19 protein-coding genes are annotated in these 22,849 nt (G+C 43.9%); 8 read left to right on the top strand and 11 right to left on the bottom strand.

What is annotated here, in order from left to right:
- Window positions 1–118: 118 nt before the first annotated feature.
- Together B0I27_RS11455 and B0I27_RS11450 are read left to right on the top strand one after the other, a co-directional pair.
- Complete coding sequence (locus tag B0I27_RS11455; RefSeq protein ID WP_106293415.1) at window positions 119–889, top strand: glycosyltransferase; 771 nt, start codon at window positions 119–121, stop codon at window positions 887–889.
- Between the two features lie 23 nt (window positions 890–912).
- Window positions 913–2,115, top strand: a complete 1,203-nt coding sequence (locus B0I27_RS11450) for a glycosyltransferase (RefSeq protein ID WP_106293413.1) — start codon at window positions 913–915, stop codon at window positions 2,113–2,115.
- On the opposite strand, the gene B0I27_RS11445 is transcribed toward B0I27_RS11450, so the two are convergent.
- The 6 genes from B0I27_RS11445 to B0I27_RS11425 are packed head-to-tail and all read right to left on the bottom strand — an operon-like array spanning window position 2,112 to window position 8,668.
- Complete coding sequence (locus tag B0I27_RS11445; protein ID WP_106293411.1) at window positions 2,112–2,966, bottom strand: glycosyltransferase family 2 protein; 855 nt, start codon at window positions 2,964–2,966, stop codon at window positions 2,112–2,114. The two genes, B0I27_RS11450 and B0I27_RS11445, sit on opposite strands and share 4 nt — an antisense overlap.
- Window positions 2,967–2,974: 8 nt before the next feature.
- Window positions 2,975–4,483, bottom strand: coding sequence for an O-antigen ligase family protein (locus B0I27_RS11440; protein ID WP_106293409.1), 1,509 nt, complete (start codon window positions 4,481–4,483; stop codon window positions 2,975–2,977).
- Window positions 4,483–4,623 (bottom strand): hypothetical protein, encoded by a 141-nt coding sequence (locus B0I27_RS17490; protein ID WP_181276757.1) that lies wholly within the window; start codon window positions 4,621–4,623, stop codon window positions 4,483–4,485. Before B0I27_RS17490 ends, B0I27_RS11440 begins: the two co-directional genes overlap by 1 nt.
- Window positions 4,620–5,810 carry a glycosyltransferase gene (locus B0I27_RS11435; RefSeq protein WP_106293407.1) on the bottom strand — a complete coding sequence of 397 codons (1,191 nt, stop codon included), beginning with the start codon at window positions 5,808–5,810 and terminating at the stop codon, window positions 4,620–4,622. The genes B0I27_RS17490 and B0I27_RS11435 overlap by 4 nt, the downstream gene beginning before the upstream one ends.
- Window positions 5,807–7,984: a GumC family protein gene (locus B0I27_RS11430; RefSeq protein ID WP_106293405.1), complete on the bottom strand. Its 2,178-nt coding sequence runs from the start codon at window positions 7,982–7,984 to the stop codon at window positions 5,807–5,809. The genes B0I27_RS11435 and B0I27_RS11430 overlap by 4 nt, the downstream gene beginning before the upstream one ends.
- A complete protein-coding gene (locus B0I27_RS11425; RefSeq protein WP_106293403.1) occupies window positions 7,985–8,668 on the bottom strand; it encodes a TolC family protein in 684 nt (227 codons plus the stop codon).
- A 366-nt stretch (window positions 8,669–9,034) separates the two neighbouring features.
- Between B0I27_RS11425 and B0I27_RS11420 the strand changes: the two genes are divergently transcribed.
- From B0I27_RS11420 to B0I27_RS11410, 3 genes are read left to right on the top strand one after another with little or no spacing between them, the layout of a single operon-like run.
- Window positions 9,035–11,545, top strand: a complete 2,511-nt coding sequence (locus tag B0I27_RS11420; protein ID WP_106293401.1) for a T9SS type B sorting domain-containing protein — start codon at window positions 9,035–9,037, stop codon at window positions 11,543–11,545.
- Window positions 11,545–12,480 carry a PorP/SprF family type IX secretion system membrane protein gene (locus B0I27_RS11415; protein ID WP_106293399.1) on the top strand — a complete coding sequence of 312 codons (936 nt, stop codon included), beginning with the start codon at window positions 11,545–11,547 and terminating at the stop codon, window positions 12,478–12,480. Before B0I27_RS11420 ends, B0I27_RS11415 begins: the two co-directional genes overlap by 1 nt.
- A gap of 4 nt (window positions 12,481–12,484) precedes the next feature.
- A complete protein-coding gene (locus B0I27_RS11410; RefSeq protein ID WP_106293397.1) occupies window positions 12,485–14,614 on the top strand; it encodes an OmpA family protein in 2,130 nt (709 codons plus the stop codon).
- A gap of 14 nt (window positions 14,615–14,628) precedes the next feature.
- Here B0I27_RS11410 and B0I27_RS11405 read toward each other — a convergent pair whose 3' ends face one another.
- Both B0I27_RS11405 and B0I27_RS11400 read right to left on the bottom strand, forming a co-directional pair.
- Complete coding sequence (locus B0I27_RS11405; RefSeq protein ID WP_106293395.1) at window positions 14,629–15,717, bottom strand: sugar transferase; 1,089 nt, start codon at window positions 15,715–15,717, stop codon at window positions 14,629–14,631.
- A gap of 8 nt (window positions 15,718–15,725) precedes the next feature.
- The gene (locus B0I27_RS11400) at window positions 15,726–16,112 is read right to left on the bottom strand and encodes a response regulator (RefSeq protein WP_106293393.1); all 387 of its coding nucleotides are present in this window, start codon (window positions 16,110–16,112) and stop codon (window positions 15,726–15,728) included.
- Between the two features lie 239 nt (window positions 16,113–16,351).
- On the opposite strand from B0I27_RS11400, the gene B0I27_RS11395 reads away from it, so the two are divergent.
- Entirely contained in the window at window positions 16,352–17,641 is a 1,290-nt protein-coding gene (locus tag B0I27_RS11395) for a citrate synthase (RefSeq protein WP_106293391.1), read from the top strand.
- An 83-nt stretch (window positions 17,642–17,724) separates the two neighbouring features.
- Here B0I27_RS11395 and B0I27_RS11390 read toward each other — a convergent pair whose 3' ends face one another.
- Together B0I27_RS11390 and B0I27_RS11385 are read right to left on the bottom strand one after the other, a co-directional pair.
- Window positions 17,725–18,993, bottom strand: coding sequence for a NupC/NupG family nucleoside CNT transporter (locus B0I27_RS11390; protein ID WP_106293389.1), 1,269 nt, complete (start codon window positions 18,991–18,993; stop codon window positions 17,725–17,727).
- Window positions 18,994–19,030: 37 nt separating this feature from the next.
- The gene (locus B0I27_RS11385; protein ID WP_106293387.1) at window positions 19,031–19,627 is read right to left on the bottom strand and encodes a bifunctional nuclease family protein; all 597 of its coding nucleotides are present in this window, start codon (window positions 19,625–19,627) and stop codon (window positions 19,031–19,033) included.
- Window positions 19,628–19,695: 68 nt separating this feature from the next.
- On the opposite strand from B0I27_RS11385, the gene B0I27_RS11380 reads away from it, so the two are divergent.
- Window positions 19,696–20,031, top strand: a complete 336-nt coding sequence (locus B0I27_RS11380) for a tetratricopeptide repeat protein (RefSeq protein ID WP_106293385.1) — start codon at window positions 19,696–19,698, stop codon at window positions 20,029–20,031.
- Window positions 20,024–21,247 (top strand): chromate efflux transporter, encoded by a 1,224-nt coding sequence (gene chrA, locus B0I27_RS11375; protein WP_106293383.1) that lies wholly within the window; start codon window positions 20,024–20,026, stop codon window positions 21,245–21,247. The genes B0I27_RS11380 and chrA overlap by 8 nt, the downstream gene beginning before the upstream one ends.
- Here the strand turns inward: chrA and dnaB are convergent.
- Window positions 21,244–22,812, bottom strand: coding sequence for a replicative DNA helicase (dnaB, locus tag B0I27_RS11370; protein WP_106293381.1), 1,569 nt, complete (start codon window positions 22,810–22,812; stop codon window positions 21,244–21,246). The two genes, chrA and dnaB, sit on opposite strands and share 4 nt — an antisense overlap.
- Window positions 22,813–22,849 lie beyond the last annotated feature (37 nt).

The following is a 22,849-nucleotide window of genomic DNA, read 5'->3' as shown; positions in this document are numbered from 1 at the left end:
TAAAAAGTAATCCATTGCTCTTTGCATTTGGTTCGCATTTTTTTCATGCAAAATACCGGATTGAAATAGAGCAAAAAGGTTAACTTCGATGCTTAACCATAACCCAAAACATTAACGGATGGGCATTGAATTTTCCGGAGTAACACTATTAGTTACTCACTATAACAGAAGCAGTTCATTAGAAAGGTTGTTGACCAGCTTCGAGCGTCTCGACTGTAATTTTGATTGTATAGTAGTTTCAGATGACGGGAGTTCTGCGGATCAACTGAACAGCCTGATCGAGTTACAAAAGAGATACGGTTTCAAATTGATTACTACTCCCCTAAACAAAGGTTTGGGGAATAATATTAACAAGGGGCAGGATGCTGTGGATACCCCTTACACCTTGTATGTGCAAGAGGACTTTGTTCCTTCAGCGTTGTTTCCTGAACATTTTCAAGATGCCTTAACGATCATGGAGGATCGCAAAGATCTGGATATCATTCGGTTTTATGCCTACTCGCCGTATCCTTACCTTAAGCCTTACACGAAGGGATATTCAGAGATGTTAATCAAACCATGGTACACCAACTATGGTAAGATCTATTACTATAGTGATCATCCACACCTTCGCAGAAGTGATTTTCTCGAGAAATTTGGCCGTTATGCTGAGGGAATCAAGGGTGACCGAACGGAATATCGTATGTGCGTTTCGTTTATTCAAAATAAGGGTAAAGGGTTGTTTTATAATGATTTCAAGAGTTTATTCACACAAGAGAATTCGGAGGATGAGCCAAGTACTATGAAGCGAAAAAGCTGGACGACCAGCAAGAATCCCATAATATCGCTTGTTAGATACGGTTACCGCCAAATCCGGTATAATTACGATCTCTTCTTTACCAAGTATTAATAGCACGATTCAAGAGCCCTCCTATGAACTTCGTTTTTGTCAGCTTACAACGAATCAACACCGACAGAGAGTCTACATCTACCAGCTTAGCCAAAGAACTGTCTAAGGAGCATCGGGTGCTTTATGTGAACCCGCCGATAGACAGACGTACATTGCTTTCCTCGGAAAAAGATGGATATACGCAACAACACATACAGAATATTAAAGATGGAAAAGATGGTCTTGTTAAGGTAACAGAGAACCTGACTGTTTTAAGTCCTGATAAGGTTATAGAGTCAATAAACTGGATTCCATCAACTTTATTGTTTTCTCTTTTCAATCGATCGAACAATAGAAAATTTGCGTCGTGTATTCAAAGGGCGATAGATAAACTCGAATTTGAATCTTTTGTGCTGATTAACGACAAAGATATGTTTCGCAGTTTTTACCTGAAAGAGATGTTGAAACCATCGCTTGCTGTCTATCTTGACAGGGACTACACCTTGGGATTTGATTATTGGAAAAGGCATGGAACGAGTCTTGAGCCCAAACTTATGACTAAGAGTGACCTTGTCGTTTGTAATTCAATGGACTTCACAAGGCGGGCGTTAAAATACAATAAAAACAGTTTTTACATCGGTAACGGTGCTGATCTGGAGGTTTTTGATGATTCTAAAGTCTGGGAAAAGCCTCAGGAATTAAACGCATATAAACGTCCTTTGATAGGCTACGTGGGCGCACTCAACTCCATGCGTATCGATATTGAGCTTATTGCAGCTATGGCAGTAAAGAGGGGCGACTGGGATTTTGTATTTATAGGGGGCGAGGACGACACGTTCAGGAGCAGTGTACTGCATGAGATAGCAAATGTTTCGTTTATAGAGAAGAAGCATACGAATGAGGTTCCTGCTTACGTGAAGCACTTCGATGTATGCATCAATCCACAGTTGATCAATGAAATTACGATTGGCAACTTTCCTCTCAAAATAATTGAGTATTTAGCAATGGGCAAGCCGGTCGTGGCGACAGAAACAAACACGATGAAGGAAGTATTCAGCGAAGTTACTTATCTGGCGGTCGATGCTGAAGGTTACATCGCTGCGATTGAAAGCGCACTTGCTGAGGACGATGAAGAAAAACGGGCTTCGAGGATCATTTTTGCGAAGCGATATAGTTGGAAATCTGTTTCGGAAATCCTTTTGGCGAATATTAAGAAGGTCGCAGATGATAGAATAGTAGTTCTTTAGTCATCATTGGTCGAAGTCTTCGTGTCGTGAGTTTTCTCCGATCGCAGCATTTTGACCGATCTCTTGATCTCCCGGATAATCCTATTGCTAAGCGCCTTCGCAAAGCTTCCGTCTCTATCTAATGTTCGTAGGCCGGTCCATGGCCTTGCGGAGTTTGCCTTTACCGGCATAATCTTCCCAAACTTCATCATATCGAATGCGAGCCTGCCGTCTTCTCCTCTGATGTTAGCCATCACGTATCCTGCTTTTAAACCAAATTCTTTTACATATCCCATGCTGATTCCATAGGTATTCAGATAGGGACGCTTAATTTGCCTGTAGGAAGCGATAACGTCCTTCATCTTTTCCAGCATAAAGAGCTGCCATCGGGGGTATCCCTTTTCTGGAAGAAAAGAGTATCTGCCATAAACACAGACAACACCTGGCTGTTGTAAGACCTTCATCATTTCTTCAACCCAGACCTGCGGATACAAACAATCAGCGTCGGCAAGAAGTACGTATTTCCCCCGGGCATTTTCCTGGCCTAATTGCCTTGCGGGACCACAACCTTGAATGGGCTGGAAAACTTTCCTGATATGTAGACGATCCAGCGTATTCTGTGTATTGTCTGTAGAATTATTATTTACCACGAGAATCTCAAAGGGGATATCCGTCTTCATTTTAGAAAGGGAGTAAATACAGCGAAGTATATTCACTTCTTCGTTATAAGCGGCAATGAGGATCGTGATTATGGGATGGCTGCTAGTCACCTTGTCCAGATTGGTATTGATCTCATCAACGATGTTTTGCGGGATTTCGTCGTAAGTCTTATAGGGTAAGTTGACGTCGTTTATCCATTGTGGTATTTTCATAGATGTAATTATGAATGCTGAAGTTTCGGTTGACTTTGTTTCTCTAAATCTAATCGCTTTGTAACAGTGATCAGTGCTGCGAAAAGATAGAAATATATGTTTGAGGGGAACTGGACTATCGCTTCCTGAGGATAGTTTCCAATAGCATATGCGAAAATAATTACAGACATAGCCAAGCAATAAGACCTCAATTCGGGATCTTTGATAGAGAAGAAGCTGTTGATGCCTGTGATTAGCATCACCACCATTAACGTACAAATTAGAAGAAGACCAACGAATCCCGTCTCAACAGCTACACGAACATAGCCGCTGTCGGGCGGAAAATTGGCAAGAAAGGAATGTGGCGAGAATCTGGTTCCCCATACCCCCGTTGCACCCAAACCTCCACCAAATGGATGCGTTTGTATATAAGGTTGAATCCTTTTTTGGTTATGTTTTCGCACATTAAAGGAGGCGTCTTCTGAAGGACGAAAAGCAGACTGAAATCGTCTTATTGAGGGGCTGGATGATGGCGTGAAGATTAGTAAGGCCATGAATACTCCCGCGGCTAAACTAAAGATCAGCATATTCTTGTTTAACTTGAGAATAACTAACAGAAGAAGGCCTGCCGGGACAAGAACATATGCGCCTCTTGTTCCCGATAATAGCATCGCCTGTAAGAAGACCACCGCCATGACTCCCAGTATAACTTTTTTTGATTTTTTGAGGTGGCTGAAAAGCATAGTGATACAGAACAATGCCGCCGCAACCATATTGTAAGAAAAAGCAACGGGGTCAGAAAATATGGAAAACTTTCGCCAATGACCATTTATAAAGTAGAGCGCTCTAACCCGGGGATCTTCAAGTGATCTCAATTCATTTGCGGAAAAACCAATGTATTCTTGTTTAAATGCGTAAAGGGCGCCGAAGAAAGCGAGCACCAGCCAAATCTTCAAAATTGTTTTCATGAAGCTGACCGTCCTGATATTATAACTGAAGATGAAGTACATTAAGGTAACTATAGCGACTGCCCTTATTGTATATAACCAAGCCATGCGTGACTCTGCGATGGGGTTCCCAAATTGTAATACGTTGTATCCTACCCAGATAAGGATGATAATGCCGATAGGTTGCTTGAAGAGGCTCCAGTCGGGCTTCTGCTTCTGACTTATGAAAAAGCCGAGGATAAGAAGGGCTTGTATACCATCCATCACGGTACCCAGAGGGAAAGAAGCGACCATTCCATAAATCCACATGAGTAAGTAAGCGCCTATCAGTGTGATAAGTATCCCGAATTTGGGAAACCGCACAATAGCGAAAACTGCAGGCAACCCCAGCATCGCTACCAGCATTAATATACCACCCGTAAATCCTTTGCTGTAAACTAGAAAGGAAGACAAAATAGCGAAAAGCGATAAAAAGATCAGCCCTTCGGTGTTTCTCAGTTTTTCAACGAGAAATATCCGCCTGAAGTACGACGTCCAACTTTGATCGCTGAGCGCCGTTTTTTTATTCAAGGTGAGTATAATATCCTTCATTATAAAAATAACAGCTTAACAAAGAAGAAATAAACCACCAGGCAGACGAGGGCAATTGCAGCCTTACGCTTGTACTCCTGCATCTTTGATTCGAGCTTGCGGAGCTTTTGTTCGTCTCTCTTTATCGGATCTACCCTCATTTTTTGTCTAACTTATCAATGGATTCTGCATGATAATGTTTTGTAGCTACAGAGTGCTGATTGGCTTTTCTGCTCTTCAACAGCGATTGTATCTGATAAAACATGAAAAATGGAATGTTTTTCAGCGATTTGTAAATACGCGGATCCGTCGCCGATCGGGAAAGAGCGAGATAAAAGCTCCAGACAAAAAGCGCGAACGCCGTTAACCATAACAGGCTGGCTTGGGGGCTGATCCAAAGGTTGACTAAAAGACACGCGCCCGACAAAAGGATGAAGATGAATAGGGGAGGTCTTAGCAGGGTTATTCCGAATAACAGCTGGTTCAAACTTGAGTTCTTTATGCTTTCACGGATGAGAGAAAAGCCCAGCGTAAAATATTTGAACCAAGTGTTAATCCAGCGGGATCTTTGCTGAACGAGCTGCTCGGATCTTGAAGTTTTTTCGTCGTAAACAATAGCGCTGCCGGTAAAAGCGATTCTATGGTTCTTGGAAACAATAGCGGATTGGAGTACTTTGTCAAATCCTGCTCCTTCGACGTTCCTGTATTCCAGGCAGTCTCTATACAATTCGACCGAGAAAGCCATTCCTGAGCCAGATAATGTTGCCGAAGATCCTGCTTCAAAAAGGAGCTTGCCATCGTAATGGTGGTAATAGATATCCCGTGCAGCGTCAAGGCATGCGTAAGTAGTGTCCAGATTCTTTGCTTCACGAAGTCCTTGCACGGCAGAAAATCCCCGATTGAATTCTTTGTCTAACTCGTTTAAAAATTCGGGATGAACCAGGTTGTCGCTATCAATAATGGTCAGATAGGTATGGGGTCTTATAAAGCGGTGAATAGCATAGAAATGCGACTTCGTGTTACTAGCGAGCGTAACTTCGGGCTTAAGCAGGCAAACTTTTGAGCTATCGAAGCCAAGGTCTGAAATATCACATTTGTCGGCCACCACATAAATATGGTAATTGCTGTAGTTGAGTTTCTGGATGGAGGCGATTACAGCAGGCAGGGTATGCGTTTGTTCATAGGCGGTGACGATAACAGCATAATCCGGCTCTTTAAGTTGATCTCCCAGCAACTTAGGGTTGGTTTTTCGCCTTCCTTTCCAAATAAGATACAGGATGAGGGGCCACACCAGATAAAATCCTATCAGAATCTGAAAGATCGTCCAAATAATCTCTACTAGAATCATACATTGTTTTTCTTCGCTTTGCCGTCGACATGTAGCGGTTCATACTTATTCAACACCCAACCGCTGAATTCGCTTTCGAGCGATTTAAGATACTGTATATAGTTCTTTTTTTCGTCGGTTATTGTCTGTCCTGCTTCGAAAACGGCTATGACATTCCCTGCAAAAAGAATCCATTCTTTACTTTGATTCATCCTGGAAAGAGGAGGTGTTTCGATGATGATGACATCAAATTGTTCTAATAGCGCGTTTAGCTTTTTTTTGATCGTCTCTACATCTGCAATTTCCAGAGGAGACTTATCCTGGCCTTTATTGGCAAGAATGGTGACCGCGGAAGGGGGATATGAAAGGTTGATATCTAGAGTGCCTGTGAGGTAGTCTTCAATATAAAGGTTGCTGTCTAGAGACTTGCTGATGTCTGCATTGTCAAAGTTTCCGTCAATCAGCAATACTTTTTTATCAGTCATCTTCCAGGCATGAGCGAGGCTGAGCGCAAGAAGGGTCTTGCCTTCTGACTGATTCATACTGGTTATTGCAATGATCCCCGAGTTAAGCTCGCGGTCAATTTCAAATCGGATGGAACGTAACTGGTCTTTGAAGGCATCCAGGCTTGGGGAAGCCGAACCTGACCATATTGCACTCAGGTCAACCATTGATCCACGGATTTTATTGAGGTTTCCCAAAACAGGTGCGTTCGTTTTGTTTGCCAGTCCCTTTGCTGTCGTAATGGAATGATCGATGAAGAATAGGATAAACAAGACTACCAGGCAAAACACGAATGTGATGATCCCACTCAGTATGACGAGCAGCATTTTTTTTGACGGCTGGGGGAGTCCTGGCATTGCCTTTTGTACCTGATTGAGTTTTATGGAAAACCCAGATTCCATATTACTTTGGTTGAATTTATTCAAGGCATCTAGATATTCGGTGCTGGAGATCTCGACTTCCCGTTCAAGGGATTGAACTTCAGCTTCATGAGGTACCATCTGATCGAATTGGCTGTTCAGGTTCCTGACTTCCCTATCAATAGTGTTCATGCTATACCTGGAGAGATCAAGTTGTACCTCAAGCAATATCTTCTGTTGTATAAGGGCTTGTTTGGTGGCCAGCGGACTGTTCACATACTGGTCTGAGGAGATATTAATCTGGTAATTAAGGATGCGTTGAAGAGAGTCGATAGAGGCCTTATATGCTGGATCAAATTCGTTTTGTATATACAGGTCGTACAGTGATTTTAGCTCTTCTTTAGTGGAAACGAGGTTCTGATTTATCTTGGTAAGCGTTGACTCCAGATAGCCGCGTTCTCCGGGTCCAAACTTTGCTTCTATTTCGCTTACAGCACCTGCATTCGCAGAAACGTCCTTTAGGATCGCCTGTTTCTTATTATTGTATTCCAGTATTTGCGCGTAGAGCTGGCTTGATTGTTCTTCCAGGTTCAGCACGCGGTTTTGAATCTTATAGTTTCTTAAAGCGGCGATCCGGGAATTCATCTCAACTCTTTTTTCGGAAAGGAGACTATCTAGAAATACGTTTGCTCGTCTTTGATTTGTTTTAACGACAAAGGTATAGTGCTTGATAAACTCTTCGATCAGTGTATTGATCACAAATGCTGAAAGCTGAGGATTTTCAGAGTCAAATTCGGCGTTAATGAAGTCGCTATCGCCTGCTCTTCCGATACGTAATTTCCCTTTGAGGGCTTCGCTGTCGTAGTCGAAAGACTGCAGTACACTATGCAGTTTACTTTGCTGTTTATCCCAAAGATTTAGGCCCTCTGATCTGTCGTATTTTTGTTGAAAGATAGTCAGCATTTGCTTAATCTCAGCCTGACTGGATTCTTTTCGAACAGATTGCGTGTCCCGAAAAGGATTTTCGGAACTGAGATCGTGGATGATTAGTTTGTAAGACACCTGATCTAGGATCTTTTTAAGCTTCATCATCTCAATCAGGTTACTGAACTCCTGATTTACCTCGGCCCAGCCCTTTGATGAATTACCTCCGGTTAAAACTGCTTGCTGAGTATTGTCGACAATCCCCGTTGCTATCTGCGATTGGGAAACATAAGAATCCGGTAAATTCCTGACTAAAAAGAAAGTGATTATTACCGTTAGAGCCGGTATGATGATCAGTGTGAGGCGGTGCTTTTTTAATAGCCTAAGAAACTTGTAGACGTCTTCCATTTATTTGATTTCTTCCAGTTTTCTAACCAGCAGTTCCTCAATTGAGGCTTTGGCCGTAATCATGTTTGCTTCGGCCTGCACACGAGCCATCTGAGCATTAGAAAGGTTAGTTGATGCCGAATTGTATTCCTGAAACGTGATCTCGCTTCGTTGATATTTGAGTTTAAGGTCTGCAAAGGAACTTTCTGCATCAACCGTGATCTTGTTTTGCAACTTTAACAGGTTCAGACTCTGTAAGTAAAACATATATCTCCTTGTGACCTCGCTTTCCAGCTGAAGGGCATATTCGTTTTGTTCCAGCTGCGCTATCTTCACTTCCTCCTTCGCCGCCTTAATATTGAAAGGTTTCTTTAGAAGCGAGCCGGGGTTGACTGATACACCAAACTGATAACCGGTAAGCAACTGCGGGTTTACAATGTCTACCGTATTATTGTTAGATCTCAACAGGTAGGAAAATGAAAAAGGGTCTAACCAGGATGTTTTTTCACCGGACAAATTGTACTTGGCGATTTTTACCTGGTGTTCGTATGCTTTAGATTTTGGATAGTTCTCTTTGGCAACTGCAATCAGCTTTTGAACATATAGTGGGGAGTATTCAGACAAGATTGATTCCTGTGCGCTCGCATGCTGAAAGATCAGTACAAGCTGGAACAGAAACAGGATACACGATTTTTTTGTAAACATTGACAGCTGTAAAGGGGCTAAAATTAAACAACTTCCACCATAAATGTGGTTTTGCACGAGTTAATAAAATTAAGGATGTTTTTTTAATATTGATCAAGAATTTCACAGCTGGGGAAAAAACTTCACATCTGGTGTACATCGGCTCACTATGGATCGGCTACGAAAGAAATTAGCTCAAATAAAAAGATGCCATTTTAATAAAAATCCATTCATTATCAGTTTATTGCACTCGAAAATTGCTAGAATTGCAGTATAGTTGTTCGTGGCTTTGTTTTTGTTTATTGTAAATATCTGCCTGATTATCTAGAAGTATAACTGTTATATTATGTTTGTAGCTACATTTATCACGCATCTATTCAATTAAGTATGATCAAATCTTTACACTTAACCACATTTCTTTTGTTGGTTATGCTGTTTCCGAATATTTCCCAGGCGCAATTTCCCTATAATGAAAGTTTTAGAAACGCAACTGCAGAAGGAGTAGTTTTTGGGGGAGCTCCCTCAGCTTTCCTGACCGCAGCGCCCGGAACTGGTGTGAATGGAACGAGCATAGATCCGGTCGGAAGCGGTTATCTTCGTTTAACCAATAACACGAGGAACCAAAAAGGATTTGTTTATAGTACCAGTAGTTTTCCTTCTTCGCAGGGGCTTTCTGTTGACTTCGAATACTACATTTACGGCGGAACTGGTGCGGACGGAATCAGCTTGTTTTTGTTTGACGCTACAGCGAACCCCTTTGTTATCGGAGGGTTTGGCGGTTCTTTGGGTTATGCTCAAATCACTACAACCACTCCAGTCTCGCCTGGCGTGTCCAAAGGATACCTCGCCATAGGCTTGGATGAATTCGGGAACTTTTCTAATCCGACAGAGGGTAGACAAGGTGGCATTTCAGGTATCAGGGCTGGATCAGTAACCTTACGCGGTAAGGGAGACGGAGCTGCGTTAGTACCGGATAATTACCGATTTTTAACGTCGGTAAGAACTCAGGATCTGGGTTTTCCATTAACACAAGGAGGCTCTGCCAGATTCTCGGATCCTGCATCTCCGGGCTATAGGAGAGTGTATATGGAGTTGGTTCCTGATCCGCGTGGAGGATACAATATCACCGTTAGAATTACGCGTGGAGGACCATCTCCGATTTCTACCACGGTAATTGACAAATATTATTATCCCGATATTGCTCCCGCTAATCTTAGCTACGGTATAGCTTCGTCCACGGGTGATAAAACCAATTTTCATGAAATTCGTAACGTTGAGATTGATGTGATTAATTCAGCCGAGCTGGCTCCACCGACGGCTGCGGATGACGAAATCACTGGCTGCGTTGGTCAATCCATTTTTATCAACGTCACCCAAAATGACCGTTCAAATAACTTTGGAGGAGCAATCAATAGAGGATCCGTTGATCTTAATCCGGCGCAGCCGGGTATTCAGTCTTCCTTTACTATCCCCGGAGAGGGTACTTTTGCCGTTAACACTGGAGGGGTAGTTTCATTTACGCCAATAGCCGGCTTCACCGGGACATCTTCAACTACTTATACGGTAAGAGACACCTATGGAGCACAGTCGGCTTCAGCCTCCATCCGGTTTACGATCACTCCAGCTCCTGTTCAGGCCGATGCAGGAAGAGATACAACTATTAACGTTGGAGCTCAACCCCGCAGTTACAACCTACGGGGAAATTCGCCAGGGCCTGGTACTGGTTTATGGACTCAATTGACCGGACCGACAGCGGCTGGAATTACAGGATCTTCTTCGCCAAGTGTGGTTGTTAATAATCTGGTTGCCGGGACTTATATATTTCGATGGACGATAACATCCACAGGTGGTTGTGTAACCTTCGACGATGTGGTAGTCACTGTCAATTCTTTGCTATTTGATGCGCCCGATATCAATGTTGACGGAACCGTCGACGAGCGGATCGTCATCAATGTTCCGGTTCCTGAGGGTGGATCGATTGTAATTACCAGGCCGCCGGCTAACGGCACAATCACTATCGATCCGGTGACTGGTCAGGTTATTTACGTACCTAATCCCGGTTATTCCGGTCCTGACGATTTTGAATATGTTATAACTGACGGAGATGGCAACCAATCGACGCCTGGGGTGGTGACTGTAATTGTAAACCCGCCAGTAAAAATTGGACTGGCTAAGGCCCTCAGCTCCATTGTTAAGAATCTGGATGGCAGCTATAATTTGAGGTTCACATTTACAATTGTGAATTTTGGTAATGCCAGGATCGATCAGTTGAATTTAACCGACGACCTGGTTGCTGCATTTCCGAACTCCAGATTTACAGTAAGCGGACTGTCTGCCACCGGCGAATTACTCGTAAATCCGGCTTATAATGGAACATCTGACGTTGGACTGTTGCTTCCGGCCAGTTCGATAAGGGCGGAGTACAAGGAGGCGGTCTACCTTGACCTGGTCATATATGCGGATGCTGAAAGCGCCACTTATCTGAATACTGCTCTTGTCAGTGGTATTTCTGTTCGGAACGGGGCCCTGGTAACCGACCAGTCAACGAATGGGTTGGCTCCTGACTCCAGGATCTCAGGAGATCCAAGTCCGGCAGATCCTACTCCGGTATCCCTGGTAAGGCAGAACCTGTTTATTCCAGGTGGGTTTTCTCCTAATAACGATGGGATTAATGATGTTCTGATCATTCAGAACAGTCTGGGCCGTAAAATCCATCTTGAGATTTATAATCGTTGGGGGAACAGGATTTACAGGGCTGCAGACTATCAGAATGACTGGAACGGAAGGTGTACTGAGGGAATTCATATTGGGGACGACGTCCCGGTGGGTACTTATTACTACGTAATTATATTGGACGGTAAGGATAAAATGTCGGGCTATATCACAATCAACAGATAATGAAATTCGAAATAAAGGTTATAGCAGTCATGCTCTTGCTGGTCAGCGCCTCTGGCGTTAATGCGCAGCAGAATCCGATGTACTCACAATACATGTTCAATACTATGGCTATTAACCCGGCTTATGCGGGCAGTCGAAATGTAGTGTCAGCAACGGCACTGCACCGGAACCAATGGTCGGGAATGGATGGAGCGCCAAAGACTACAACACTGACAATTGACGCGCCTTTCCGGAACAAGCGGGTAGGTCTGGGTCTTCAACTGATCAATGACCAGCTCGGTATCTCAAAAACTACAGGGGCGGTGTTGAGTTACGCCTACCGGATCAGAATGGACAAGGGTTCATTGGCCTTTGGCGTGCAGGGAAGCGCTGTGCAGTACCGGGCAGATTATACGGGTGTTGATTTAGGAAATGGTGGTGCCTATGACCCGGCATTTTCTGAAAATGTGAATAAGATGCTGTTTAACTTCGGAACCGGGGTTTATTACAATTCAGACAAGTTTTACATCGGTTTGTCGGCCCAGGATCTTTTGAACACAAGAATCACAGAGTACGAGGCGCCTAGTGATTCTACAGGTGGAAGTTTTAAGAATCTTCATTTGTTCTTCGCGACGGGATATGTATTTGCGCTGGACGAGACGTTCAAGCTAAAACCTTCTGTTCTCGTTAAGGGTGTCAAAGGGGCGCCGGTAGAGGCAGATATTAACGCGATGTTGTGGGTCAACGATGTTATAGCCGTGGGAGCACAGTATCGTACCAGTGCTGATGTGGCGGGAATTCTTGAAATTCAGGCTACTCCACAGATCCGCATAGGATATAGCTACGATTACAGTGTTACACCTTTACGCAACTTTAACTCGGGAAGTCATGAGATTATGCTTCGTTACGAGTTTGGATTCGAGAGTGGTAAAATTTTATCGCCGAGATACTTCTAAGTTTATGAAATACTTTTTACAAAAATCGTCATTTATCTGCTGCCTGATATTCGTGTGCTTCGGAGCTGACGTATATGCTCAGTCACCTTCCCGCTCTAAAGCATTTAAGGCGGGGGAGTCTGCCTTCCTGTCGTATAAATATATTGATGCGATTTCGCACCTTAACAAGGTCCTGGCAGCTGACTCGGGAGACATCGCAGCTGTTGAAATGCTCGCTTATAGCTACCGCCAAACTAAAAAATACGATCAGGCTTTGCATTGGTATGAGAAGTTGAGCAAGCATCAACCTTTAAAAGCAGAATGGGCACTTTACTATGCGGAAGCACTGGCTGTGGACCAGCAGTATGAGAAGTCGGAAAGCTGGTACAGGACCTATATGAGGATGATGCCTTCCGACCGTCGGGCGTCGGCGTTCTCGCGAGCAAATCCGGGTGCGTTCTCGAAAGACGCCAGCTTTTGGAAAGTATCATTGACCGATTTAAATACTTCGGCTTCTGAGTATTCTCCGGCTTTTTATAAAGGCGGGTTACTGTTCGCGAGTAACCGGATGACTGATCGTCCGGTCAAGCGTGTCTTTCCCTGGGATAGGACTCCTTTTACAAGTTTGTATTATATCCGGAAGCTTGGGGATATCAAGAACGCAAATGATCACCCCATCGGGTCGGCGATTCGTGGTCGAAATTCAATTGCCAGGTCTAATGATGATGACACGGCTCCTACAGCAAATGATACCAAGACGCTGGGTCAATATGATCCCTCGGTCACGGGTGATTCAAGCGGTCTGGGCCAGATTTTAAATAGGGGCGTTCAATTGCTTCACGGTAACGTAAATTCCAAATATCATGAAGGGCCGGCAGCAGCTTTTCCAGACGGCTCGATTATTTTTACCCGTAACAATTATTTCAAAGGTAAGTCAGGTGTTAGTGAGCGCGGTGTGAATAAGTTGAAGTTGTATCTCGCTACAGGTAACAGCCTTTCGGTTATATCTGAGTTTCCTTATAACAATGATGAATACTCTGTGGGACATCCGGCATTGACGGCCGACGGTAATATTCTGGTTTTCGCTTCGGATATGCCGGGCGGCTTTGGGGGGACTGATCTTTATTATTCGGTGAGGTCAGGAGTACAATGGACTCGCCCGATCAATATGGGGAAACAGATCAACACCGAGGGTAATGAGCAGTTTCCGTCCTTGTCAGCCGACGGTTCTTTGTTTTTTTCGTCAACAGGACATCCGGGCCTGGGAGGTCTCGATGTATTTGAGGTGCCGCTTACTAATATGCGAGCTGCGCGCGCGCCTGTTAATCTGGGCGCACCTATTAATTCGTCGAGAGATGATTTTGGTTTCATAAGAGCGGAAGACGGGAAAAGTGGCTTTTTTTCATCGAACCGTGCAGGGAATGATGATATATATAAATTCGAGCAGGCTTCGTATCGAGTGATTTTTGCGGGTCAGGTAACCGACGGGCGAACCCGCATCCCATTGGGTGGCAGTAGGATATTACTGAGGACCCTTGACTGTGTGGATACGGTTATGACTAACGGCAGAGGGGAGTTCAGGCTAGATATGAGAAAGGAAACTGATTACGAAATTACGGCGCAGAAATTAGGTTATGTTAGTCAGCTTGTTTTCAAAACTTCTATCGGCATTGATAGAGATTCGGTTGTTAGAACAGATATGCAGTTATTCAAAACTGAGAGTCTGCAACAGTATGTAATTTCTAACTGTGATTCTTTGAAACGCGTTTTCGCGGTTGAGAATATTTTTTACGATCTGGACCGTGACGAGATTCGTCCCGACGCAAGGCGGGCTCTTGACCATCTGGCTTCGCTGATGAGACGACATCCGGAAATGAGCGTGATCACTTCAAGTCATTGCGATAGTCGCGCTTCTGAAGATTACAACCGCAACCTTTCGCTCAGAAGAGGGAATGCCGCTAAAAATTACCTGGTAGCCAGAGGCATTAACGGTAGTAGGATCAAGGTGGAGTATTATGGCAAAACACGACTGTTGAATCGTTGTTACGACGGCGTAATCTGCTCGGAGGCCGATCAGCAGCTGAACCGCAGAACGGAGTTTGATGTTATTTTGCAGGGAGTGAACCTCAGTCAGCTGAACTGCGAAGAATTATAACAAAAGGAAAAGTACTAAACCTTTTCCTTTTGCAACAGTGCGGGGAATGTTTTCATTAGTATCTTAAGGTCAAGCCAGAATGAGTAGTTGGAAGCGTAAAAATTATCAAGCTTTTTACGTTCCCTTTCAGACATATCTTCTTTCCCTCGCCGGCTGATCTGCCATAATCCGGTTAAGCCGGCAGGCCCGAGAAATCTTGTTGTCCATTCGTTGGAAGTAAGCATTTCGGCCTCATATAAAGGAAGCGGGCGGTTACCGACCATAGACATATCTCCCATTAAAACGTTTAATAACTGAGGAAGTTCATCGATACTGGTCATCCGGATGAATTTGCCAATTCTCGTGATTCTTGGATCACCTTTGATTTTGATAAAGGCCGATTTTCCCTTCTCCGCATCAGTGTACTGATTGAGGGAGGAGAGGAGTCCGATTTCTTTATCGGCATTCATCCGCATTGATCTGAATTTATAAAAGTCGAATACCTTATAACCCGTACCCACCCTTTTGCTCTTGTAAATTACTGGTCCTTTCGACTCTAGTGCTATGCACGCACCCACAATGAGAAAAAGAGGGGATAATACAACAAGTGCAAGACCGGAGGCAATGATATCAAACGTTCGTTTGTATGCAGGGAGCCTATACCGAACGTCTACCTTCCCCGATAACTCGGTAAGCGTCGGTTTAATTAATTTAAACTTTACCAGGAAAGATAATCGTTCGCAAAGATCCTCAGTAGGGAAGGGATAATTGTAGAAATCATGTACTTTGAGGGAGATCGCTTTCTTCTTCCACTGTTTATTGACGAAGGCAGATAGCACGACGATGATCATCCCACCAAGAAGGGGATTCTTCTTTATATTCGATACTATCTGAATCCACTCTCCTTTAAAGTCAGCTTCAATCAACAGGATATCGGGTAGGGTAAGTAAAGACTGGTCATTGAGAAAAGTCTCGATATTATGAATGGACAGTTCTGTGTGATGGACCTCATAGGCGGAGTTAAGATCTTTCAACAGGTAATCCTTTAGTTCACTTCCTGCATAAACGATACGTGCATTGACGCCTGAACGGTTAAAAGTGCTTAAGGTTGATTCGAGTAACATCTTAGCGTCTATTTTGAGTGTTGATGAGATTGGGAGAGCAGCTTAGTGATCTCAGCTTTAAGGGCCTCCGGATTGAAAGGCTTGTGTATGTAGGCTTCCGCCTTCCGGGTCATGTTATTGGCTACGCTGGTCAGGTCGTCATTCCCCGATAATAGAATTACGGGAATATCCCTGTAATAGCCACTTACCTTAAGATTATGAATGAAAGAAGAACCGTCAAAATAGGGCATATGCAGGTCTGATATGATCAGAGCGGGGTCATTACCTTCTTCCAACCAGCTAATCGCTTCAACACCGCTATTCTTGATGACGAGGTTATAGTCTTTTGAAAGTACAAAATTGAGAAGTTTCAATATGCTTACTTCGTCATCAACTATCAGTATCTCTTTTTTCATAGAATGAGTGTATCAACCTTTCGCATAAATGTACACGTTCTACGCTTGGAATGTGAAAAGGTTTGAAATGATTACATAAATATACACATAAATGGTATATTGTGGTTGAAATTTGAGTGTGATGTGATTTAAAAGCGTAAATTCATTATTTGAGCTTACAAAAAAATTACAATGCTATTCCATAATTAACTTTCAGGATTTACATATTTAATTAATTTTGCGTTGCAACATCCAAATATATGTCAGAAAAAGCTATTTTAAACCTAGGAGATAAAACGTACGAGTTACCAGTTACCAGCGGTACAGAGAATGAGAATGCCATAGATATTTCAAAGCTTAGAGATCAAACCGGTTACATCACGTTAGATAGTGGGTTTAAAAACACGGGAAGTACTAAAAGTGCTATCACTTATTTAGATGGTGAACATGGAATACTCAAGTACCGTGGATACAAGATCGAAGATCTTGCAGAAAAATCCAGTTTCATTGAAGTTGCATACCTATTGATTTACGGGAATTTACCTACTCACGCGGAGATCGATAATTTCAAGCATCAAATCAGCAAGCACATGCTTTTGCATGAGGATATGAAGAAATTTTATGATGGATTTCCTCCAAAGGCACATCCGATGGGGCAATTGTGTTCCCTTGTAAGCTCTTTATCCGCATTCTCCCCTGAAAGTCTTAACGCTAATCCATCTGCTGAAGATATCAATTTGAGCATTATCAAGCTTTTTGCTAAAATGCCAACAATCGTTTCCTGGATCTATAAAGGGTCATTGGGTGAGCCTTTCATCTATCCAAAACACAGCTTGAGCTATGTGGCGAATTTTATGAATATGACTTTCGGTCAGGTTACAGAAGAAGTTGAGATTGACCCAGTTGTTGTTGATGCGCTGGATAAATTGTTGATTCTTCATGCCGACCATGAGCAAAATTGTTCTACGTCAACCGTTCGTATCGTAGGCTCATCGGGATGTAACTTACCTGCGTCTATTTCTGCAGGTATTTCTGCACTTTGGGGTCCGTTGCATGGCGGAGCGAATCAGGCTGTTATTGAAATGCTTGAACTCATCAAAAATGATGGGGGTGATACAGAGAAGTGGATCAACAAGGCTAAGGATAAGGATGATAACTTCCGTTTAATGGGATTTGGTCACCGTGTCTATAAAAACTTCGATCCGAGAGCAAATATCATCAAATCAGCGTGTGATAAGATCCTTGATAAATTAGGAATTAACGATCCAATTCTGGAGATCGCCAAGAAATTGGAAGATGCTGCATTGAATGATCCATACTTCGTTGAGCGGAAGCTATATCCGAACGTCGATTTCTATTCAGGAATTATCTACAGAGCTCTTGGCTTCCCTACAGACATGTTTACGGTTCTGTTCGCACTGGGACGTTTACCAGGATGGATTGCTCAATGGAAAGAGATGAGAGAAAACAAAGAGCCAATAGGCAGACCAAGACAGGTATATGTTGGCGGAGTTGACAAGCAGTACGTTGACATAAATGACAGAGGTTAATTAGCCGTTTCTGTAGATTAACCCATAAAAAAAGGTATCCGGAATTTCCGGATACCTTTTTTTATGGGTTAATCTTTCTTCTTTTATATCAGAATTCCTGCTATTGTTGCGGAAAGATAAGATGCTAAGGTTCCGCAGATCAAGGCCTTTACGCCTAATTTTGCAAGGTCCGATCTTCTTTCCGGAGCCAGCTCACCAATTCCGCCAACCTGTATGGCTATTGAACTGAAATTGGCGAAACCGCACAGCGCGAAGCTGGTGATCACGAGGGTCTTTGGATCAATGGTATCTTTAACTTTAGCCAGGTCAAGGTAGGCAACGAATTCGTTGATCACCATCTTGGTGCCCATCAGCGAGCCTGCGGCCTGAATGTCTTTGAAAGGAACTCCCATAGCCCATGCAAACAGGGAAAACAGGGAACCTAAAATTTGATTAAGACTTAAATGGTGAATGTCTATGCCAACAAATGCCAGGGAAAGACCCCATCCTCCAAGCACGGAGCCAATTCCTCCAAGTACGTAATCCACCAAAGCAATAATGGCAATAAAACCTATTAGCATAGCCACAACGTTCAGTCCCACCTTTAAGCCGTCGCTTGCTCCATGGGAGATTGAATCTACCAGGTTTGCGCTTGTTTTCTGGACTTCAAGGGATACTTCGCCCTTAGTTTCAGAGACCTGGGTCTCAGGCCAGACAATTTTTGAAATAACCAGTGCGGCCGGTGCTGCCATAATACTGGCCGCCAGCAGGTACTCAGCGGGAACGCCAAACGAAATGTATATGGCCATTACCCCGCCGGCTATACAAGCCATGCTGCCTGTCATAGAGGCCAGCAGTTCAGACATGGTCATACCCTTAAGGTAAGGCTTGATCATGATCTGAGCTTCGACCTGCCCAACAAATGCACTTGCAATGTTAGAAAGCGCTTCGGCTCCTGAGACTCCCATAAGTTTATAAACTGCGTATGCGAAGACTTTTACGATCCGCTGCATGATGCCGAGATAGTAGGCTACGCTAACCAGTACGGCTACGAAGATGATGGTGGGAACGATGTTGAAAAAGAAGATGGTGTCGACGCCGAAAGCGGTGTTGAGGGCGACTTTGTTGGCCAGAGGACCGAATACAAAGTTAGCGCCGGCATGAGAAAAGTCTAAAACCTTGGTGACTCCTGCGCCTAGCCAGGCGAATATGGCTTTGCCGGCTGGAACTTTTAAGATGAATACGGCTAGAACGAGTTGGATGGCTAAACCTGAGAAAACGAGACGGTAGTTGATTGCCTTACGGTTGTTAGACATCAAAAAAGCAATGGCGAAAATTAGTACGATACCAATTATGCCGGTGAATCTTTCCATTTATATGTTGCTGTAATTGTGTTTTGCTTTTTGTGGCTTATGAAGACTTTCTTTTGGAGAGTTCATCGCGAATTTTTACAGCCTTTTCATAAGCTTCTTCTGCTAAAGCCTGCTGTAGTTTCTCTTTAAGCTCGTCGTCGCTAAAAGAGGAATAGCCTGACGTCGCTTCTGGCTTTTCTTCACCGGCAGCTGCATCGATGTTTTCAAGAAACACAAAATCATTTCCCTCTATCATTATGCCTGCGGAAGCGAGTATAAATTCATATGTGTGAATCGGACAGCCAAAGCGTACGGCCAAAGCAACTGCGTCTGATGTTCTTGCGTCGATCTCCTGTACCTGGTTTCCGTCACTGCATATTAATTTCGCGAAAAATATTCCGTCTACAAGGTTGTAGATAATTACCTCCTGAATGTTGATCTGGAAGGCGACTGCGAATGATTTGAATAAGTCGTGAGTAAGGGGACGGGTTGGTGTCATTTTCTCAATTTCGACGGCAATGGCCTGAGCCTCTGAACCACCGATGATGATAGGCAATCGGCGTCTTCCGTTCACTTCGCCGAGCACAAGGGCATAAGCGCCGGATTGCGTCTGACTATATGACAACCCTACAATTTCCAATTTGATTTTTTTCATTCCGTTTACCCTTAATCGCCTGTTTTGTTTTATTTTGCAAAAATAGATTAAAAAAGCAGTTTTTTATAATGAACGACGACCGATTGCAAAAGCTTTTCGCTTTTTTAGAGAACGACCCCTCCGATCCATTCATTAAATATGCTCTGGCAACTGAATATACGAAAAGACAGCAGCTTCAAGAAGCGTTATCTTACTTTGAAGACTTGATGGCCAATAATGAGGATTATGTAGGAACCTATTATCATGCAGGCAAACTGTATGAAAAGCTTGGAAGGCAGGAGGAGGCTATCAAAACTTATCAAAAAGGCATGTCAGTTGCCAAGGCGGTGCGCAATATGCATGCTTTTTCAGAATTGCAAACGGTATATCTGTCTGCGACAGGTCAGGATTACGAAGATGATTAGGCTGAACGCTAAAAAGCTGTTATTCCTCAAAGATGTAGTGATCTTTACTTTAACGGCTTTTGGCGGTGCGCAGGCGCATCTCGCAATGATGCTGAAGGACTTTGTCCTCAAGAGAAGGTACATTAGTGAGGAGGAGCTCCTGGAGCTAAACGCGATGACTATGGTTCTTCCCGGGCCGTCTTCTACGCAAACTCTAGTGGGAATCGCATACAAGGTCGGCGGCATTTATTTATCTCTCATCACATTTCTCATCTGGATATTTCCTTCGGCAGCGTTTCTGTGCTTCATCGGGATTATCTATTCCCTATTGGGTGAAAAATCGGGGTTTCATCATGTGATGGCTTATATTCAGCCGATTGCCGTTGGTATTGTCGGTTACGCGTCTATTAAACTCTCCCGCAGTCAGCTGAAGACGAGACTGTCGTTGTGGCTTGCATTCGGAGCTGTAATTGTTACGCTGATTCTGAAGAACGCATTCGTATTTCCGATTCTGATTCTGATCGGTGGAATCATTTCCGCTGCTTTGGATAGCTCTTCAAGGGAGCGAGGCTTGCATCCGAGCATTTTCCGGAATATAAATCAAAAGAAGGTTCTATACTTTATCGGGATTTTATTGTTTTTTGCATCGCTGGGTGCCGTCATCAATCAAACTTCACCCTTCAGTCTCCCCATTCGCCTGTTTGAAAACTTTTATCGAAACGGTATCATCATCTTTGGCGGAGGGCAGGTTCTTGTTCCGCTGATGTTCACGGAGTTTGTGGAAATGAAAGGCTATTTAACATCCGACGAGTTCCTGAGCGGCTATGCGTTCCAGCAAATCCTACCCGGGCCTACGTTTTCTTTCACTTCTTTTGTCGGTACAATGGCCATGAAAAATGCCGGAAACGGTATTCCTGGCCAGATAGCGGGAAGTCTTGTAGCGACTTTAGGTATCAATCTGCCGGGAGTTATATTGGTCCTTTTCTTCGTTCCTTTTTGGGATGATCTCAAGAAAATAGGAAGAATCAGGAATTCGCTGTCGGGAATAAATGCCGTGGCTGTTGGCTTTGTAATTGCCGCTTTTCTCTTTCTTCTACAACCGATGCTTTTGAAGAGTGAAGGGTCGTCTCTCTTCGAGTTGGGAATTATCGCCGCGACGATCTGCCTTTTATGCTTTACCAGGATCAGAACCCCATGGTTGATTCTAACCGGGGTCCTGCTGGGTCTATTGTTCTAAAATGGTGCCTCATCGTCCATGTCGTCCATACGCGATGGTCGGGTGATGAAACTGTTAGGCTTGTCAAAGTCGGTTGAAGGGGCCATTCCTGCGAAAGGGTCAGTGTTTACAGGTGCTGAGCTGACATTGAAATCGTCTTCCAGGTCGGCAAACTTTACATACTTGCCGATGAAGCGGAGCGGAATTGTTCCTGTTTCACCATTACGGTGCTTGGCAATGATTACCTCGCCGATACCTACTGTTGACCGGCCTTCTTCGTCCTCGGTAAGACCATAGTATTCAGGCCGGTAAAGGAAGAGTACCATGTCGGCATCCTGCTCAATAGATCCAGATTCACGTAAATCGGAAAGCATTGGCTTCTTATTTCCTCCCGGGCGACTTTCTACGGCACGGCTTAACTGCGACAGGGCAATAACCGGTACGTTGAGTTCCTTAGCTACGGATTTAAGAGCCCGGGATATACTACCGATTTCCTGCTCACGGTTACCACCTTTTCCTTCACCTTTTCCATGCATGAGCTGCAAGTAGTCAATGATGATCATCTGAATATCGTACTGCGCTTTCAGACGTCTACACTTAGCCCTGAACTCAAAAATGTTCAAAGCCGGAGTATCATCTATAAAAAGAGGTGCTTCGGTCAAGGTCCCTATCTTGGAGTGAAGCTGCTGCCATTCCCACTCAGCTAAATTCCCTTTACGAATCTTCTCTTGCTCTATTTCCGTTTCTCCGGAAATTAACCTGTTGACGAGCTGAACAGAGGACATCTCCAAAGAGAAGACCACTACAGGTTTGTTGAATTGAACTGCGGCATTTCTTGCACAGCTAAGCACGAAAGCAGTTTTACCCATTGCAGGACGTGCCGCAATGATGACCAGATCCGAAGGCTGCCATCCAGATGTCATCCTGTCTAAAGCGGTAAAGCCTGATGGTACTCCTGTGAGCCCGTCCACACGATCGCGCAATTTTTCAAGCGAGTCTAATGATTCACGGATGATGTCATCCATTTTCCGGGAATCGCGGCGAAGATTGTTCTGCGCAATGTCGAAAAGGTTCTTTTCGGCATGATCCAGAAGGTCGAATATATCGGTAGTGTCTTCGTACGCGTTCTGGATGATCTCTGTAGATATTCGGATCAGTTCTCTCTGAATGAACTTCTGAGAGATGATACGGGCATGATATTCGATGTTTGCAGCTGATACTACACGATTTGTAAGCTCGGTGATATAATATGCACCTCCTACCATTTCCAGGTCTCCTTGCTGCCTGAGCTGGGATGTAACCGTCAGGATGTCGATCGGAGACGACTTCTGGAAAAGCGTTGCTATAGAAGCGAATATCTTTTGATGTGTTTCTTTATAAAAGAGCTCTGGTTTCAGAATGTCGATAACTGCAGACAGGGCATCTTTTTCCAGCATGAGTGCACCTAATACGGCCTCTTCCAAATCGATTGCCTGAGGAGGAAGCTTTCCTAGTCCACTCACCATATTTGTAAGACGAGTTCTCCTGTCTGTCCCCGTGGATTTTCTGTCGGGGTTGAATCCCCCGTTTTCCATTTCTAAACTCATTATGCAAAAATACACAATCGGTTTGTCTAGTTCTGCA

This window comes from Arcticibacter pallidicorallinus (genome assembly GCF_003002875.1).
Classification (GTDB): domain Bacteria; phylum Bacteroidota; class Bacteroidia; order Sphingobacteriales; family Sphingobacteriaceae; genus Arcticibacter; species Arcticibacter pallidicorallinus.
This window is presented reverse-complemented; position numbering and strand designations above follow the sequence as displayed.